Origin of the sequence: Tessaracoccus caeni, from assembly GCF_029211185.1 — a bacterium.
GTDB classification, from domain to species: domain Bacteria; phylum Actinomycetota; class Actinomycetes; order Propionibacteriales; family Propionibacteriaceae; genus Arachnia; species Arachnia caeni.
Genome location: NZ_JARGDO010000009.1, coordinates 96,378 through 113,917, shown reverse-complemented (window position 1 = coordinate 113,917; position 17,540 = coordinate 96,378). Strand labels below are relative to the sequence as shown.

16 protein-coding genes and 1 pseudogene are annotated in these 17,540 nt (G+C 67.1%); 3 read left to right on the top strand and 14 right to left on the bottom strand.

What is annotated here, in order from left to right; all coding sequences use genetic code 11:
• Window positions 1–28: 28 nt before the first annotated feature.
• The 3 genes from P0D62_RS09920 to P0D62_RS09910 are packed head-to-tail and all read right to left on the bottom strand — an operon-like array spanning window position 29 to window position 2,696.
• Entirely contained in the window at window positions 29–895 is an 867-nt protein-coding gene (locus tag P0D62_RS09920) for an SDR family oxidoreductase (protein WP_275702476.1), read from the bottom strand.
• Between the two features lie 24 nt (window positions 896–919).
• On the bottom strand, window positions 920–1,408 hold the full coding sequence (locus P0D62_RS09915) for a glutathione peroxidase (RefSeq protein WP_275702475.1): 489 nt from the start codon (window positions 1,406–1,408) through the stop codon (window positions 920–922).
• Between the two features lie 19 nt (window positions 1,409–1,427).
• Window positions 1,428–2,696: an ATP-binding protein gene (locus P0D62_RS09910; RefSeq protein WP_275702474.1), complete on the bottom strand. Its 1,269-nt coding sequence runs from the start codon at window positions 2,694–2,696 to the stop codon at window positions 1,428–1,430.
• 183 nt (window positions 2,697–2,879) lie between these two features.
• On the opposite strand from P0D62_RS09910, the gene P0D62_RS09905 reads away from it, so the two are divergent.
• A complete protein-coding gene (locus tag P0D62_RS09905; protein WP_275702473.1) occupies window positions 2,880–3,455 on the top strand; it encodes a dTDP-4-dehydrorhamnose 3,5-epimerase family protein in 576 nt (191 codons plus the stop codon).
• A 66-nt stretch (window positions 3,456–3,521) separates the two neighbouring features.
• On the opposite strand, the gene P0D62_RS09900 is transcribed toward P0D62_RS09905, so the two are convergent.
• Both P0D62_RS09900 and P0D62_RS09895 read right to left on the bottom strand, forming a co-directional pair.
• Window positions 3,522–3,992, bottom strand: coding sequence for a GyrI-like domain-containing protein (locus P0D62_RS09900; protein ID WP_275702472.1), 471 nt, complete (start codon window positions 3,990–3,992; stop codon window positions 3,522–3,524).
• 14 nt (window positions 3,993–4,006) lie between these two features.
• Window positions 4,007–4,630, bottom strand: a complete 624-nt coding sequence (locus P0D62_RS09895) for a dihydrofolate reductase family protein (protein WP_275702471.1) — start codon at window positions 4,628–4,630, stop codon at window positions 4,007–4,009.
• Window positions 4,631–4,723: 93 nt separating this feature from the next.
• Here P0D62_RS09895 and P0D62_RS09890 point away from each other — a divergent pair, with 93 nt between their 5' ends.
• Both P0D62_RS09890 and P0D62_RS09885 read left to right on the top strand, forming a co-directional pair.
• Complete coding sequence (locus tag P0D62_RS09890) at window positions 4,724–5,137, top strand: winged helix-turn-helix transcriptional regulator (protein ID WP_275702470.1); 414 nt, start codon at window positions 4,724–4,726, stop codon at window positions 5,135–5,137.
• A 256-nt stretch (window positions 5,138–5,393) separates the two neighbouring features.
• Complete coding sequence (locus tag P0D62_RS09885; protein WP_275702469.1) at window positions 5,394–6,266, top strand: helix-turn-helix domain-containing protein; 873 nt, start codon at window positions 5,394–5,396, stop codon at window positions 6,264–6,266.
• On the opposite strand, the gene P0D62_RS09880 is transcribed toward P0D62_RS09885, so the two are convergent.
• From P0D62_RS09880 to P0D62_RS09840, 9 genes and pseudogenes are all read right to left on the bottom strand, one after another.
• The gene (locus P0D62_RS09880; protein WP_275702468.1) at window positions 6,263–6,826 is read right to left on the bottom strand and encodes a DapH/DapD/GlmU-related protein; all 564 of its coding nucleotides are present in this window, start codon (window positions 6,824–6,826) and stop codon (window positions 6,263–6,265) included. The genes P0D62_RS09885 and P0D62_RS09880 overlap by 4 nt on opposite strands.
• 66 nt (window positions 6,827–6,892) lie before the next feature.
• A complete protein-coding gene (locus P0D62_RS09875) occupies window positions 6,893–7,153 on the bottom strand; it encodes a putative toxin-antitoxin system toxin component, PIN family (RefSeq protein ID WP_275702467.1) in 261 nt (86 codons plus the stop codon).
• Window positions 7,154–7,432: 279 nt separating this feature from the next.
• Window positions 7,433–8,620 (bottom strand): annotated as a pseudogene (locus P0D62_RS09870) (glycine C-acetyltransferase); the annotation flags it as partial.
• A 29-nt stretch (window positions 8,621–8,649) separates the two neighbouring features.
• Window positions 8,650–9,687 (bottom strand): L-threonine 3-dehydrogenase, encoded by a 1,038-nt coding sequence (gene tdh, locus P0D62_RS09865; RefSeq protein WP_275702466.1) that lies wholly within the window; start codon window positions 9,685–9,687, stop codon window positions 8,650–8,652.
• An 80-nt stretch (window positions 9,688–9,767) separates the two neighbouring features.
• Complete coding sequence (locus tag P0D62_RS09860) at window positions 9,768–10,832, bottom strand: S41 family peptidase (protein ID WP_275702465.1); 1,065 nt, start codon at window positions 10,830–10,832, stop codon at window positions 9,768–9,770.
• Between the two features lie 87 nt (window positions 10,833–10,919).
• On the bottom strand, window positions 10,920–12,851 hold the full coding sequence (locus P0D62_RS09855; RefSeq protein ID WP_275702464.1) for an ABC transporter ATP-binding protein: 1,932 nt from the start codon (window positions 12,849–12,851) through the stop codon (window positions 10,920–10,922).
• Complete coding sequence (locus P0D62_RS09850) at window positions 12,844–14,688, bottom strand: ABC transporter transmembrane domain-containing protein (protein ID WP_275702463.1); 1,845 nt, start codon at window positions 14,686–14,688, stop codon at window positions 12,844–12,846. Before P0D62_RS09850 ends, P0D62_RS09855 begins: the two co-directional genes overlap by 8 nt.
• A gap of 387 nt (window positions 14,689–15,075) precedes the next feature.
• The gene (locus P0D62_RS09845) at window positions 15,076–16,440 is read right to left on the bottom strand and encodes an MFS transporter (RefSeq protein ID WP_275702462.1); all 1,365 of its coding nucleotides are present in this window, start codon (window positions 16,438–16,440) and stop codon (window positions 15,076–15,078) included.
• Between the two features lie 24 nt (window positions 16,441–16,464).
• Window positions 16,465–17,415: a sugar kinase gene (locus P0D62_RS09840; protein WP_275702461.1), complete on the bottom strand. Its 951-nt coding sequence runs from the start codon at window positions 17,413–17,415 to the stop codon at window positions 16,465–16,467.
• Window positions 17,416–17,540: the final 125 nt, after the last annotated feature.

Genomic DNA, 17,540 nt, shown 5'->3' with positions numbered 1-17,540 from the left:
TGGTCGGACGGCGCACGGGAACGGCGGGCTACTCCGCAGCTGGCAGCCAGACGGCGCGGTGGTCGCGAACGAATGCGGCGAACGTCGTCGCCGGTTGCCCGGTCAGCTTACGAACTGCCCGATTGGGCAGGGCCGAGACGTTGAGCCTGACCACCCGGTAGATCATCCGTTGCACGTCGATGTAGTCGGTCGGCGCCCCCTGAGCGGCCAGGGCCTCGAGGTAGTCGCGTTCGCTCGGTCGCGCGTAGACGATGGGCCGGCCCAGCACGTCGCTCATGATGCGAGCGACGTCGCCGTAGCTCAAGCTTGCCTCGCCGGACAGCGTGTAGGCCTTACGCAGGTGGCCAGGCTCGGTGAACACGGAGGCCGCGACCCTGCCGATGTCGCGCGCGTCGATGAACGCCGTGCGGGACCACCCGGCCGGAACGAAGATCTCGCCCGTGTCTCGGATCTGCGTCGCGTAGGTGGTGGAGAGGTTCTGCATGAAGAAGTTGGGACGAAGCAACGTGTAGGGCGCGTCTTGCTGCCTGAGATAGGCCTCGACGGCGTGGTGCGGCGTGCCGCGATTGGCCTGCACCCCTTGCAGCGACAGGAAGACGATCTGCCGAACGCCTCGCGTGCGCGCCGCGTCGATCAGCGGGAAAAGGTAGGTCTGCACGTCGGCGATGGCGGGCGGGCGCATCAGGAACAGCCGGTCGACACCATCGAGGGCCGCGTGCGCCTTGGTGGCGTCATCGGTGAACTCGAATCGCCTGGCCTCCACACCCTTCGGGAGCCTCTCAGCATCGGCGTCGCGTCGAACGGCGGCGATCACCTTCTCCCCGCGCTCCGCGAGGTGCGCCACGACGGCCGCCCCCACCGTTCCCGTGGCCCCAGTGACGAAAACCGCTTTCATCCCTGTCTTCCTCGCCTCAGGCGGCTAGACCGGCAACGCGGCTTCGATCGCGGTGGTGACCTGTTCGTCCTCGGGATCGACCTGTGGCGCGAAGCGAGCGACCACCTCACCGTCGGGAGCGATCAGGAACTTCTCGAAGTTCCAGCGGATGTCCCCCTGGTATCCCTCAGCGTCGGGCACCTCGTGCAGCGACGCGTAGAGCGGGTGCCGACCGTCGCCGTTGATGTCGATCTTCTCCGTCATGGGAAACGTCACGCCGTAGGTGGTGGAGCAGAACTCGGCGATCTCCTCGGCAGTGCCGGGCTCCTGTCCCATGAACTGATTGCACGGCACGCCGATGACGGTGAAGCCACGGGGCGCATAGTGCTCGTGGAGTCGTTCCAGCACGCCGTACTGCGGGGTAAGCCCGCACCGCGACGCGACGTTGACCAGCAGCACCGCTTTGCCTCGGTACTGGGCAAGGTCGGCCGGCCCGCCCGCGAGAGCGTCGATCTGGATGTCGAAGATGGACATGCTTCTCCTTCTGCCACGCTCATCCGTCGCCGGGATGTCGGCTCATCGATGACCCTTGGTTCTTTGAGCCTAGACTCCCACGGGGAGCGGCGAGAAGATCTACCGGCACTGCGGTGACCCGATCGCCTAGCGGGTAGCAGTCTCCCCCGGTGTGCACCACGTAGCCGTGAAGGAACCCCTCACCCCATCGATCACGAAGCCACTCCAGTTGCCTGGCATCGTCCTTTCCCGGACGCGACCCCAGCTTCACCTCGATACCCACGATCTTGCGCCCCACCTCGACCACCGCGTCGACCTCATGCTCCCCGGCCCCCGTCCGAAGATGCATGAGCGCCCCACGCAGCAAGTCCACCTGAGGACGCAACTGCTGCAGGACGAAAGACTCGAAGTAGGGACCGGCGAGTCGAGGGTCTTCTCGAAGGTCGCTGATCGTGACGTCGCTGAGCGCCAAAGCCATCGCGGTATCGGCGAGGAACCTCTTCGGATATGACGTCAGCCGTTTCAGCCGGTTGCTCTCCAGAGCCGGCGACGGTGAATGAAGGTGCGTCCTGAGCAACAGATCCTCATACTGCCGCCAAGTAGCCTTGTTGATGTCTGCTGCCTCCCAGATCCGTTGGTCCGGAACCGTCTGTGCGGTCAGGGTTGCTAGCACTCGCATCGTGCGCAGCAAACGAGCAGCGTCTCTGCCTTCGTCGCCGGCACGCTCGGACACGATGGACGTGTAGGCATCCAGGAAGAGCCGTGGATCGGGAAGCGCACGTGCGGCGGCAAACCCGGGCCTAGCCAGCCAATCGAGTTCGAAGGTCGACGGGCGGCCCGCCGAAACCGACACCGGAGCGCCCGCAAAGGCCGCCGACAAAAAGGGCGGCAGATCGCCAGCACCTTCAAGCTCAGCCCACGTCATCGGGCGCATCACCAGTCGCGCGGAGCGTCCAGTGAGGGGATAGGTCGGACCGTAGGAAGCCGGCTCAACACTTCCCGTAAGGAGGAATCTTCCCGCCACCGGGGCATCGTCAACCATTGACTTCAACACCCAGAGCAACTCCGTGCCTGCAAGCTGCCACTCGTCGATGAGCACGGGCGGGGTCAGTCCCCGCAGATAGCCTTCTGGATCAACCTGCAGTGCCGGCAGATCGCGCGGCAGCATGACGACGGACTTCGCGAGGCGCCGCGCAGACGTCGTCTTACCGGCCCCTCTGGGCCCGTCGAGAACGACGATCGGTGACGTCCTGATCGCTTCCGCGAGCGGAGCATCCAGGTACCGCGGCAGATAGTCGGACGATTGCATGCAAAACAGGCTACTCACTAACCGTTTTTTTGGCTACCCATTCGCCGTTTTTGCAGATCTCGTCTCGACGAACAGCGAATTGGCCCCGTGATCGCGCGACGCTCACGTACACACGCGGCAGACGACGTCAACGCGATGCCGGCTCATCGATGGCCCTTGGTTCCTTGAAGATAGACTCCCGGCATGTCCTCGGATGTGACCATCAACGAACTCCGCACGTCGTCGAGCGAGATCGACGGACTCGTCGTCATCGACGCCCGCACCGTCACCGAAGCTCGGGGGACAGTGCGCGAGCTGTACCGCGAGAGCGTCTACCCTCCGCTGCTGGCGCTGGCCGGCGATGGATGGAAGCAGATCAACCTCACCCGGACCAAGTCCGGCACGGTTCGAGGGCTGCACGGCGAGGCCATGGCGAAGCTCGTCATGATCGCCAGCGGATCGGCGCTCGGGGTCTACCTCGACGCGAGGCCGGACAGCAGCACCCTCGGCAACGTCGTAACCGTGGAGCTGATCCCCGGCCGACAGGTCTTTGTCCCTCGTGGAGTGTGCAACGGATTCCAGGTGACCAGCGCCGAGGACGCGGAATACCTCTACTTCTTCGACACCGAATGGCAGCCCGGAATGACCGGCGTCGCGGTGACCCCGCTCGATCCTGTTGTGGCACACCTGTGGCCGATCCCGATCGACCCGAACAACCGCGAGCAGATCTCCGAAAAGGACGTCAACGCCCCCCTCTTGCGCACGGTTCTGGGCGAATAGAAGCCGCGACGGCCCAACGGGCGGTTGCGCCCTTGGCTCGGCATCGTCTCCCGATCACCGCACCGGTCACGCCAGCGGCTGAACGAGCAAGGTGCGCCATTCGTCGGGCCGCGACCACGATTCGGAGCTGAGAACCTTGTCGCCGGCGATCCACTCATAGACCTCCCACGGCGGGCCGTTGGGCGACAGGTCTCCTGTTTCCGCAGAGGCAAGCGCGCCATACGCGGAACCGAGCCCCTGATGACTGCCGACATGCAGGCACGTCACCGCCGTTCCACCCGGCAGCGCACCGATCTTCACGGTCTCGTTGCCGGTCGCGTCGTCGGTCACGGGCACACTCACCTCGACGTCCATCTCGTCCGCCGAAACCAGGTAGTAGCGCACGTGCGGGTGCGCAGGAGCGATCGCCTGCGCAGGATCGAGAACAGACCAGATCGCCTGGAACGCCTGACCCTGGAACGCGGGAAGCTCCGACGTGGGCACCTTGCCGCGGACGAAGAGGATGCGCTGCTCCGGGAGCTGAATGAGTTCGGTCATTGTCTTGCCTTTCGTTACGCCATGCTCGCTGGGAAGCTTGCCGGCTCTGTGTCTTTGCGGCGATCCGCCACGAGCCGCAGCGCCCCGCTGTCGGTCTGATCCACGGTGGAGAACGTCCACGCCGAGGCTGCCATGCCGAAATCGAAGAGCTTCTGCCCTCCGTCGCCGACGATGGTCGGTGCGATGGTGAGTTCGAGCCGGTCGATGAGGTCGGCGTTCAAGAGCTGACGGATGACCTGCTGGCTGCTGAGCACCCGAATATCGCCACCGGAGGCTTCCCGTAGGCCCCGGACCGTGTCTGCGGGACCGGCGGTGGCGAGCCGTGCGTTCGACCAGTCGACGGAGCCCAAGGTGCGGGAGAACACCACTTTCTCGACCTCGTTCAGCCACCGGGAGAAGGCCCGGTCACGAGGATCCGCATCTGCCTGGGCCGCGACGGACGGCCACCATCCGTGGAATCCCTCGTAGTTGGCGCGACCGAGCAGCACAGTGGTGGCGTCGGTCATCCGCACCAAAGCGTCGCGGGCCTGATCACTCACGCCGTGCGGGGCGACGACGCTCATGTCACGAACACCGCCGGGACCGGTGGTGCAGCCGTCGAGCGTGAGCACGATGTTCGCTATCACTCGCCTGGACATCGCACCTCCTTAGAAAGTAGTTACATCTTCGTACTACCTTGAGGGTACACAGGGTAGTATCAATAGGCAACTACTTTTTCTTGGAGGGATGAGATGCTTCGCGAGCCGCGTTCCCGGTGCCCGATCAACCGCGGAGTCGAGATGCTGGGCGACCCGTGGAGCCTCATCATCCTGCGCGACGTCATCTTCTGCGGATATCGCTCGTTCCGCGAGCTGCTCACCAAGTCCCAGGAGGGGATCACTCCACCCACGCTCTCCCGTCGGCTGAGCGACCTGGTGGAGATGGGGATGCTCACGAAGCAAGACGTCCCTCGCGGAATGCAGGGTGCGTACTCGCTCACCGAGAAGAGCATCGCTTTGGTGCCGCTGCTGTTCGAGCTCGCCGTGGTAGGAACGATGCTCGACCCGACCACCCAGACCACCGTGCCGCAATACGCAGGTATGTATGGGCACCCCGAACAAATCGCCGCATTCCAGGACGAACTCCGCGCGACCCACCTCAACTAGGGCGTGTTGTTAGGCCCCGACCCGGTCCTGCGGGGGCTGCTGCGAGGCAAGACCCCACATGGTGGTCGCGGGCAATTGAGTCAGCCCGGGAGCAATCGGCGCAGGAGAGCGAGACCACGGATGCCTGATGCGTCCGCCAGATTGAGGATCGCGTCGTGCTTCTCGGCGAGTCAGACCGCTTACCCAAGCGGGGGCCCAGCAAGACAGGCACTGCCAGGGGCTCCTTCAATCGCACCAGGCAGCCTAGGCTGACGGGATGGACAGTCGCGCAGAGGTCCGTGAGTTCCTCACGACCCGCCGGGCGAAGATCAGCCCTGAGCGGGTGGGCCTCCCCTCGGGGACCAATCGACGCGTGGCCGGGCTGCGTCGTAGTGAGGTCGCTGCTTTGGCCGGGGTCAGCGTCGAGTACTACACCCGTCTTGAGAGAGGCGCCATCGGCGGCGCTTCCCCGGAAGTCCTCGACGCCCTCGCCAAGGCCCTCCTTCTCGACGATGCCGAGCGCGCCTACCTCTTCGATCTCGCCCACGCCGCCAGCCCCATCGCTCGTCCGCCCCGGCGTCGCAGCCCCAAGACGTGGACCCCGCACCCCAGCCTGCAATGGGTGCTCGATGGCGTCACCGCCGGCCCTGCCTTCGTGCGCAACGGACGGATGGACCTGATCGCCGCCAACCTGCTGGCCCGTGCCTTCTACGCGGACATCTACGACATGCCCGCCCAGCCGCCGAATATCGCGCGCTTTACCTTCCTCGACGAACGCGCCTACCAGTTCTACCCCGATTGGGATGCCTTCGCCGAGGTCTCCGTCGCGATCTTGCGCACTGAGGCGGGCCGCGACCAGCACAACAAAGATCTTCACGACCTCATCGGCGAGCTCAGCACGCGCAGCGACGAGTTCCGCCGCCTCTGGGGCAGCCACAACGTCCGCCACCACGGCGCGGGCACCAAGACCTTCAACCACCCAGTGGTCGGCGAGATGACCCTCGCCTACGAGGGCATGAGCATGGAGGCGGAACCCGGGCTCACCCTCACCGTCTACGTCGCCGAACCGGGATCGGCGGCGGCGGAACGCATGCAACTCCTCGCTTCCTGGGCCGCGAGTCAGCTTCTCCCAGACCCGAAGTACATCTAGAGGTCACGGAGCCGACGCGCCGGAACGCCGCCGACCACGGTGTTGGATGCGACGTCGCGAGTGACCACCGCGCCCGCCGCGACAACGGCGCCATCGCCGATCGTGACCCCGGCGAGAACCGTGGCGTTCGCACCAATCCACACCCGGTCGCCGATCACGATGGGACCCGGAATGGTGGTGCCCCGCTGCATCGGATCCAGGTCGTGATTGAGCGAGGCCAGCACGACGTTGTGACCGACGAGCACGTCGTCGCCGATCCTGATGCCGCCCTGATCCTGGAAGCGGCACCCGCTGTTGACGAACACACGCTCGCCCACCTGGATGTTCTTTCCACAGTCGCTGGTGAACGGCGGGAAGATCTGGAAAGACACCGGAACCTCGCGCCCTGTGAGGCGCGACATGATCTCGACGCGCTCCTCCTGGGTGGTGTACCGGGTGTTCAGCTCCATGCAGATCCGGATCGCCTCGTCGGCAAGATCATTCATCTTCGCCGCAAGATGGGTACCCGGCCTGGCCGCTTCTCCCGCGTTCATTCGGTCAAGGAACTCTTGGGTGTCCACGTCTGTTCTCCTTGTTCGCCGTGTCACCGTCTAGAGAACCACAACGAACGAGGGCACGGGAGGCCCTCACGAGAGGGGTACCGTCGGGGTCTCCCAGATGCGACGAGCCAACCAATCACTCGGCGTCAGGATGGTGACCGAACCGACTCGCCCCAACGTGAGCAGATCCTTGTCGCCAGAGACGATCCAGTCGGCCGCGCCCAACACGGCGGTTTCCAGAACTCGATTGTCATCAGGGTCACGACACACCTCGATCGTGATGCCGCCGAGTTCGACGTTCACAAGGCGATCACCCAGCGCGAGCCGAAGCGATTCGAAGTCGGCCACAAAGGCCGGGAAACTTCGCGGCGAGGATACGCCGGATCTCGCTAGTGATCGCCGCGCTCCACACGATCAAGAGGCCTTCACCCACCGCCTCCTCGAACACCGCGCGAGGGGCTCCACCGAACACAAGCGCCGAGATCCACACATACGTGTCGATGCCCACGGCACCTGAAGAGTCACCTTCGGACGGAACGCTCACTGGTCGATGATGTCGTAGACCTGCTGCTCAGACTCGATTCCCATCTCGCGCCCACGCTGGTTCGCGCGGTCGAACACCGCAGCCACCCTGTCGCGGGCGGCGATGAAGGCGGCGACGCAGGTTCGCACGTCGGCCTCGTTGTGCGCGGCCGACAGCTGGACGCGGATCCGGGCGCGTCCCCGCGGCACCACCGGGAACGAGAAGGCGATCACGTACACGCCGGATCGGGCGAGCATATGGTCGGCGATCGCGGCCGCCAGCCGGGCGCCATCGTCGCCGGGGAACATCACCGGGGTGATCGGGTGATCGCCGGGCAGCAGGTCGAACCCGGCCTCGGTCATCAGCTCACGGAAGAGCGTCGTGTTGGCACGCAACTGCCGGCGGGCGTCGTCCTGGGTGGCGATCAGGTCGAGCGCGGCCAGCGAGCCCGCCACCACCGACGGCGCCAGCGAATTGGAGAACAGGTACGGACGCGACCGCTGGCGCAGCAGGTCGACCACCTCGCGCGGGCCGCTGACGTAGCCGCCGGAGGCCCCGCCGAGCGCCTTGCCGAGGGTGCCGGTGTAGATGTCCACGCGGTTGGCGACGCCCAGTGCCTCCGGAGTGCCGCGGCCCTGCTCTCCGACGAAGCCGACGGCGTGGGAGTCGTCCACCACCACCAACGCGCCATGCTGTTCGGCCAGGTCGCAGATGCCGGGCAGCGGGGCGAGCGAGCCGTCCATCGAGAACACCCCGTCGGTGACGATCACCTTCCGCCGGGCGCTGGAGGCCGCCTCCAGCTGCACGGCAAGATCCGCCAGGTCGGCGTTGCGATAGCGGTAGCGCCTCGCCTTGCAGAGCCGGATGCCGTCGATCAGCGACGCGTGGTTGAGTTCGTCGGAGATCACCGCGTCGCGCTCATCCAGCAGCACCTCGAACAGGCCGCCGTTGGCGTCGAAAGCGGACGAGTAGAGGATGGTCGCCTCGGTGCCGAGGAACTCCGACAGCCGCCGCTCGAGCTCTACATGCTGGCTCTGGGTGCCGCAGATGAAACGCACCGACGCCATGCCGAAGCCCCAACGATCCAGCCCTTCCTTCGCCGCGGCCACCACCGCCGGATGGTCGGCCAGGCCGAGATAGTTGTTGGCGCAGAAGTTCAGCGCGGGTCCGGCCGGGGTGGCGATCCGCGCCGACTGCGGGGTGGTGAGTTCGCGTTCGGTCTTCAGCAGCCCGGAGTCCCGGATCTCGTCGAGGGTGGTGGTCAGCTCGTCGCGGAGGACGTCGTCGTACATGGTCGGCAGCCTGCTTTCGGGGTTGTTGTTCAGCTCCAGTCCAGGATCACCTTGCCGCACCGGCCGGAGCGGGCGACGTCGAACGCCTGCTGCCACTGTTCGGCAGGGAAACGATGGGTGATCACGGAACGGATGTTGTCGGCCAGCGTGGGTGAAGTGGAGAGCATCGAGCTCATCAGATACCAGGTCTCGAACATCTCCCGGCCGTAGATGCCCTTCAGGGTGACCATGTGGGTGATCACCTTGCCCCAGTCGATCGGGTACGGCTCCTTGGGGAGCCCGAGCATCGCCACCCGCGCGCCGTGATTGAGGTTGGCCAGCAGGTCGTTCATCGCGGCCGGCGAGCCCGACATCTCCAGACCGATGTCGAATCCTTCTCGCATGTCCAGCTCGCGCTGCGCGTCGAGGAGAGATTCCCGGGTGACGTTGACGACGCGGTCGGCACCGAGTCGTCGCGCCAGAGCGAGGCGCTCGTCGCTGACATCGGTCACCACCACGTGCCGGGCTCCTGCGTGCCGGGCGATCGCCGCAGCCATCAGACCGATCGGTCCGGCGCCGGTGATCGCCACATCTTCGCCGACGAGCGGCCATTGCAGGGCGGTGTGAGTGGCGTTGCCGAGCGGATCGAACACCGCGCCGAGATCGGGGTCGATCGCATCAGGCTGAAGCCAGACGTTGTCGGCGGGGATCACCAGGTAGTCGGCGAAGGCGCCATCGGTGTTCACCCCGACGCCGACGGTGCGGATGCACATCTGTCGACGCCCGGCCCGGCAGTTGCGGCAGCGTCCGCACACCAGGTGACCCTCGCCTGAGGCCCGGGCGCCCACCTCGATCCCGTGGACATCCGCGCCCACCTCGACCACTTCGCCGTAGAACTCGTGGCCCAGCACCAGCGGTGCGCGCACCGTCTCCGCGGCCCAGTCGTCCCACGACTCGAGATGCAGGTCGGTGCCGCACAGTCCCGCCCGCAGAACTCGCAGCTTCACCTCACCCGGCCCGCAGACGGGCTCAGGTCGCTCGACCAACTCCAGTCCCGGCCCCGGCGCCGGCTTCACCAGTGCTCTCATCGATCCTCCTGGCCCCATCTTGGCGCGACGGTCCGCGTCGCGCTTTGCGGGGGCCCAAGACGACCAGAGCGGATGATCGTTTACCCGGAGCAGCCCTGCTCGGCCAACCAGCCCGTCGCTTCGTCGAGCACCGTCGTCGGGCTCGCTTCCACGTCGGGCACGATCGGTTCCTCGTTCAGGTTCACGCCGTCACGATCGACGTAGACGGCACCCGTGAGCACCAGCAAGGCCTTGTCGTAGAGCGGAAGGACCGAGTTGGCCGACGTGTAGCCAGCCGTCGGCACACCGAAGCTGCGAACGCGGTCGAGGCCGTGGAAGGCGGTGGCGACCGCCTCACCGCTGGAGGCGGTGTCCTGATCCAGCAGCACCGCGATCGGCTGGCCCTGCACCTTCGACTGTTCCGGGACGGCATGCACCGTCGCCCCGCCTCCCACCGCCACGCCGTCGGGATTCATGGTCACCTCGGTCTCGACGCCGTCGCGCGTGCGGAACGTCATCGCGGGCCCGTCCGGCAGGAGCTGGGTGAGCCCCGAGAACATCGGATACATGTTGCCACCCCTGTTGCCCCGCAGGTCGACGATCCAACCGCACGTCTGCGGCGCGGCGTCGGCGATGGCCTTGGCCGCAACGGTGGCATAGTCCTGGAGCTGCGCCTGATCGTCCGAGCCGACCTCAGGCACGACGATCGTCGTCACGCCGCCCGCGGTGCTCACCTCCGGCGCCAGGTACTCGGCCTGCGCCACCTCGGAGTTCTGCGCGCTCTCCTCGGGCGTGAGGAAGAACGAGTGCTTACCGCCGGCGACCTTCGTCGCGTCGGCCAGCACCGCATGAAGATCGGCGTAGCTTTCCGCACCAGCGGCCGCTTCCTCGACGCGTGTCCGAGCAGTCTCCCACTCGGCGCCCTCCGCGTAGTAGCCCTGGTCCAGGAAGCCGAGCGCGATCTTCGCGTACCGCTTCGGAGACGGCGCGATCAGGTAGATCCCGAACATCGGCCCCCAGGCATGAACAGCCCAGGCTCCGGCACCGAGGACGACCGCCAAGAGGACGGCCATGCCGATCAGCAAACGCCGCAACCAGCGCCGGCGAGGCCGCCTTGCCTCGGTACCACGTCCGACGGGATTCCTCTTCGAAGCTGATCGAGCCATGTCTCCAGGGTATTCGCGCTCACTGGTACCGCTCCCTTCGAGGCTCGGCCGCGAGCGGCCTCGCACCTCAAGGAGCGTAGGCGAGGGTCAGCTGCTCCAGGTGCGCCAGAGGTGGGCGTACTCGCCGTCGGCTGCCAGTAGGTCGTCGTGGCTGCCCAGCTCTGCGATCCGGCCATTGATGACGACGGCGATCCGGTCGGCGTCGTGGGCGGTGTGCAGACGGTGCGCGATCGCGACCACCGTGCGGTCGGCCAGCAGCGCCCCCATCGATCCCTCCAGGTGGCGGGCGGTGCGCGGGTCGATCAAGGAGGTGGCCTCGTCGAGCACCAGGGTGTGCGGATCGGCCACCATCAGGCGGGCCAGCGCGATCTGCTGCGCCTGCGCCGGGGTCAGCGACGCGCGGCCATGACCCAGCAGCGTGTCGAGCCGGCCCGGCAGACGCTCCACCCATTCCCTGGCGTCGACGGCTTCCAGCGCGCGCCACACCGTCTCGTCGGTGGCGGTGCCCTCACGGGCCAGCACGACGTTGTCGCGCACGGTGCCCACGAACACGTGATGCTCCTGGGTGACCAGGCACACCTCGGTGCGCAGCACATCAAGCGGCAGGTCCATCACGTCGACCCCGCCCACCTCGACCTGACCGGTGCGCGGCCGGTTGATGCCGGCCACCAGGCGGCCGAGCGTCGACTTGCCGGAGCCCGACGGGCCGACGATCGCCAGCCTCTCCCCCGGTTCCAGCACCAGGTCGACGCCGTGCAGCACGTCGTGGTCCTTGCGGTAGGCGAAGCGCAGGTCGCGCCCTTCGACGTTGGAGGCAGCCGGCAGCACGCCGCCCGGGGTGCGATCCTCGGGAACCTCAGCCACTCCCAGCAGACGGGTCGTCGCGGCGATACCGACCTGCAGTGTGTCCAGCACCTGGATCAGCCGGTCGAGCGGGCTGACGAGCTGTTGCAGGTAGATCGCGGCAGTGGTCACCTGGCCGACGGTCACCCACCCCTGATCGAAGCCCCAGGTGCCGAGCAGGATCACCAGCACGATCGGCAGCTGGAAGGCGAAGTCGAGCCAGATGAACAGCAGGTTGCGCAGGCTCATCGTGTAGCGCTCGGCCTGCGCCGACTCGGCGATGTCGTCGTCGAGGCGGCTCTGGCGCAGCTCCTGCAAGCCCAGCGCCTCGATGGTGCGCGCCCCCTCGACGGTCTCGGTGACCGTCGAGTTGATCCGGCTGTAGGTGGCCGACTCGGTGATGTAGCCGGCGGCGGCGCGCTTCAGGTAGGCGCGCACAGCGAAGAACAGGATCACGAGCGTCGCGACCACCGGCAGCGTCAGCAGCGGCGAGTTGAACAGCAGCGCGACGACGGTGAGCACCACCATGGTGGCCGAGGTCACCATGTGGGGCAGCGCCCACCGCACCGAGTTGCTCATCTTGCCGACGTCGGAGGTGATCCGGGTGACCAGGTCGCCGCTGGAGGCCGCTTCCACTCGTCCCAACGGCAGCTTCAGCACGGTGTTCACCACCGATTCGCGGGCAGCCGCGAGCAGGTCGTAACCCAGCACCGCGGAGGCGCGTTTGGCGACGAAGGTGAACCCGGCCTGAGCGAGCACGAAGGCCAGCACCCCGAGCAGCACGGAGTCGGTGGTGCCGAGGGAGGCTCCGGAGGCCGCGTCGTCGACGAGGTCGCCGAGCAGACGTGGAATCACCAGCGCGGCCGCAGCGGCCAGCACGTTGAACAGGATCATCAGCGTCGCGGAGGCCTTGCGCGTCGACAGCAGACTGCCGACGAAGGCGAAAGCCTTGCGGGCGCGCGCCACCGGGAGCCCGCGCTCGGGATGCCGCGACGCATGAAACACCGCCTGGGCGTGCTCGCCGCGCAAGGCATGACGCCGTTTCCAGGCAGCCAGGCGCTCCGACGTCGACAGCGTGCGATCGACGCGCAACGCGTCCGGCACGCGGACCGCGGGCGGCTCGTCGCGCCAGGTCTCGGCGGAGCCCGGAAGGGCTTCGATTCTCAGATCAGTCATCGCTCTCGTCCATTCCGCGAGCGACCACCCGTCGGTAGTCCGCCCGCGACAGCAGCTCTGCATGGGTGCCATGCGCCACGATCCGGCCGTCGGAGAGGAAGGCCACCTCGTCCGCCGAATGCAGGATCAGCGGCGACGCCGTCGCCACCACGGTGGTCCGCCCCGCCCGGTGCTCGACGAGCCGCGGTGCGATGCGGGCCTCGGTGTGCGCGTCGACGGCGGAGGTGGGCTCCACCAGGCAGAGCACATCGGGATCGGCCACGAGCGCGCGCGCCAGCACGACGCGCTGCCGCTGACCGCCGGAGAGCCCGCGGCCCTTCTCGTCGATGACGCCTTGCCACCCGCCTGGCAGCGCGTCGAAGACGTCCTCCGCGCAGGCGGTGATGAGCGCCGCCTCGGCCTGCTGCCGGGTGTGCGTCCCCCACGGGTCGACGGCCTCCTGCAGGGTGCCGGCGAACAGCATCGCGGAGGCGTCGGCGACGAGCACCCGATCGCGTAGGGAGCGCAGGTCGACCTCGGCCAGATCCACGCCGTCGGCGGTGACGCCCCAGGCGCGGGAGGCCACCTCGGCGTCGGCCTGCGCAATCGCGTCGCGCTCGGCGCGCTTCTCGCGCAGCACGCGCCGGCGTTCACGCCAGCTGAGGCGCCCCTCCTCGTCCTCCTCCGCCGCTTCCAAGGTCTCGGTGGGAAGGTAGCGGCCAAGCCGGTCGATCAGGGCCGCCGAAGCATCGGGGTCGGCGCTCACCAGGGCGAGGAAGCGCCCCGGCTCGACCGCAAGGCCCGAGGCCTCGTCGACCAGACGCGGCGACGGCGCCACCTCACGAGAGGCGGCGCGCCACGGCACCGGCGACGCGAACAGCGCCCCCGACTTGCCCGCGGACACCAGGCCGGCGATCCACTTCTGGGCGAAGTCGAAGAAGGTCTGCAGCGGCCACAGCAAGTAAATGGCGTAGCCGACGAAGCTGATCAGCTGGCCGACGGTGAGCCGGTCGGCGGCCAATTCGTGCGTGCCGAGGTAGACCACCAGCACCAGCAGCCCACCGGAGACCAGCACCGAGATGGCCTCCACCACGCCCTGCCAACTTCCAACGCGCACGCCGAGCCGCCTCACCCGCTGCGACTGCCGCGCGTAATTCGCACCGAAGGTCTCCTCGCCCCCGATCCCGCGCAGGATGCGCAGGCCCGCGACGATGTCGGTGGCCAGTGAGGTCAGTTCGGAGTTCTGGGTGCGCTCCGCGAGCTGCGCGGCGCTGAGCGGACGCAGCACCGGCGTCGACGCGGCCAGCAAGAACGGCGACAGCACCAGCACCACGGTCGCCAGCAGCGGCGAGGTGGTGAACATCAGCACGCACACCAGCCCAAAGGCGAGCAGCGATCCGACCAGCCGGGCGATCACCTCGAGGGTGGCGCCGAAGGTGTCGGAGTCGGAGGAGCTGACGCTCAGCACCTCGCCCGTCGGCACGCGCCGGCCGAGCAGATGACCCAGGCGACCCGTGGTGTGCCCGACGCGCTTCTGGGTGCCGTAGAGCGCGATCAGCCAGCTGCGCACGACGAGCGTGTGCTGGAGGATGCCGCCCGCCGCGCCGAACAGGACGGCGACCAGCAGCAAGCCGGTCCAGCCGACCGTCGCCCATGGGTCGCGTCCCAGCATGCCGGCGTCGATCGCCTTGCCCACCAGCCACGGCGAAAGCACGCTCGGCAACTGCCAGGCCACCACCAGCAAGGTCATGGATGCGACCAGGCCGAACTGCTCACGAGCCATCCCGCGCAGGAAGGCGCCAGGGCTGTGAGTAGGGGGAATATCGGAGGCCGCGACCTCAGGAGGGAAATCACGCATAGCCGTGCCACGCTACGCGGGCGAAGGGGACTTGGTCAAGCGACGACGCCACCAGTGCAGCCAGACCGGGCCGGGCTGATCGGCGCGTCCACGCCGACCGACCCGACCCGGCTGGTTGAGTCCGGAGGCGTCCACCTCCGACCTCGGCAACCAATCCCGATCCTCCCGGAGGGCCAGAACTCCCGGTCGCCTTTCCACCCGCGAGACCCCTCTGATCTAAGCGATGTCTCCGCGGGGTGGTCCGGAACCGGTGAGGCAGCAATCCCCACCGGACTAGGGAATTTTACGTGCTTGCCGTCGCCCCGTCCACAGACGTGGCATGACACGACGATGGTGCCCGGATGTCCCGGGCCCCATCGTCATGAGGGCGTGGAAGTGGCGAGATGGCTAGATGCTGTCCAGCGACTTGCCCTTGGTCTCGGTCGCGAACTGGTAGATGATGCCGCCGAGCACCAGCAGGATCGCGAAGAACAGGAAGGCAGCCGGGATGATGTCCGCGGTGACCTCCGCACCGAACATCATGCCCAGCAGCATCGGGCCAAACACCTTGGCGCTGGAACCGATGCCGTAGCCCAGCCCCAGACCCGTGGCGCGGGCCTCGTTCGGGAACTGCTCGGCGCCGAACGGGTTCAGCACCCCGAAGGCGCCGTCGCCGAAGGTCATCGCGATCAGGATGCCGACGAAGAAGATCCAGCCGGCGTTGCCGCCCGATCCGGCCAGCATGGTGGAGGCCGCCGAGATCAGCAGGCCCACTGCACCGAGGAGGCCGTAGACCAGCATGACGCGCTTGCGGCCGATCCGGTCGGCCAGCCATGCCGAGGAGAGCCGTCCGAGCAGGTCGCCGAGGGAGACCAGCATGAACAGGTTGGCCACCGTCTGCACGTCGAACTTGTAGGCGTTGCCGAGGATCGACTGGCCCCACGACTGGATCACGGAGGCACCGAAGATGAAGCTGAACGAGCCGAGGGCGACGATGATCAGGCTCTTGCGGTACTTCGAGAAGATCAGCGCGTAGGACGCGGACTGCTGCTTGGCGCCGGTCTCCGGAAGCGCGCCCACCTGGTCGGCCGGGATCTGCAGAGCCCAGGCGATCGCCTCGCGCGCCTCGGCCGTGCGGCCCTTGGTCTGCAGGAAGCGAGGAGACTCCGGAACGGTGCGCAGCCACAGCAGCAGGAACACCGGAATGCCGCCGAGGCCGATCAGCAGGCGCCAGTTGTCGCCGGTGAAGCCGGAGGCGACCGACCCGAGGAACAGGCCGAGCGGAATGAACACCGCGGTCAGACCGGAGAGCAGGCCGCGCTGCTTCGCGGGCACGAACTCCTGGACGTAGGGAATCGAGACGATGTTCAAGCCGCCCACGCCGATGCCGACGAGGATCCGAAGCACGCCCAGCAGCATCCACCAGTTGTCCGGGGTGAACACGCAGGCGACGGTGAACACGACGAACAGCAGCACGCACCAGAAGAAGGAGCGCTTGCGGCCGATCGCGTCGCCCAACCGGCCCCAGCCGATGGCGCCGATCATCGTGCCCAGGCCTGACATGGCGAGGATGATGCCGGCTTCGTGGCCCTGCAGCGTCCAGTTGGGATCCCTGAGCAGGATGTTCACGGCGAAGCCGATCAGGAACATGTCGAAGAACTCGGAGATGTTGCCCACTACGGCCAAGGAGATCAGGCTCTTCTGATTCCTGGTGAGGGGACGGGAGTCGATCTGCTGCATCGCCGTCATGGTCGACGCGTCATGTGTGGTCATGGTCTTCCTTTCCGGGATGAAGAGTCAGCGGACGATGTCGGTGCTGGTGGGCAGCTCGAGTTCGGCGGGCGTGACGTGGGTGAGGTCGCCGTGGTGGGTCAGGGCGAGCTTCGAGGTGCGCAGGCCATAGCCGATGCCGGCCAGCACGTCGTCGTTCAGGTAGCCGTGCAGGGTTCCGGCGACGAAGGAGTCACCCGCGCCCGGACGGTCGACCACCGGCACGGGCTCGACGGCGAAGGACTGCTGGCCCTGGAGGCCGCTGTAGTAAACGCCGGAGATCTGGTCGGTGGAGACCACGTGATCGACGCCGTAGCGTCGGTGCAGCTCGGCGTTGACGGTGGGCCCGTCGCCCTCCGCGCCGAGCACCTTGATGCCGTCCAGCCGGCTGCAGAACAGGATCGACACCTTGTCGATCAGGGGTTCGAGCACCGAACGGGCGCGCTCCGGCGTCCAGAGCAGGGAGCGGTAGTTGACGTCGAGCGCCACCTTGACGCCACGTCGCGCGGCTTCCTCGACGGCATAGGTCACCGTCTCCGCGGTGCTCTCGGTGAGCGCGGCGGTGATGCCAGTGACGAACAGCACCTGGGTGTCCAGCAGGGCGTCCCAGTCGAAGGTCTCGGGGGTGATCTCGCGGAACTTGGTGTACATCCGGTCGTAGGTCACCTTTGCGGGCAGCGGGTATTCGCCGGGCTCCATGAAGTACAGCGCCATCCGGCCGTCGTCGGTGCGCACGACGTGGGAGAGGTCTACCCCCACGCTGCGGTATTCGTTCATGAACCGGGTGGCGAGACCGCCATGGGGGACGGACGACGCAAAGGCCGTCTTGCGTCCGAGCTGGGAAAGCAGGCCGGCCACGTTGGCTTCGGATCCTGCCGGGGTGAGTCGCAGCTGCTGGCAGGTGGCCAGACGGTTTCCCTTCTCGACGGTGAGGCGGATTTGGGCTTCACCGAAGGTGGTGAGGTCATAGGTGGTCATCGATGATCATCCTCTTCTCGCGGCGGCTGTGCCGTTCGGTATGTACCTGACGCCGATGGGGCCATCGGCTGTTTGCGAGGCTAGGACGATTCCTTCCCACCACCTAGCGAGTGACGAACATATGT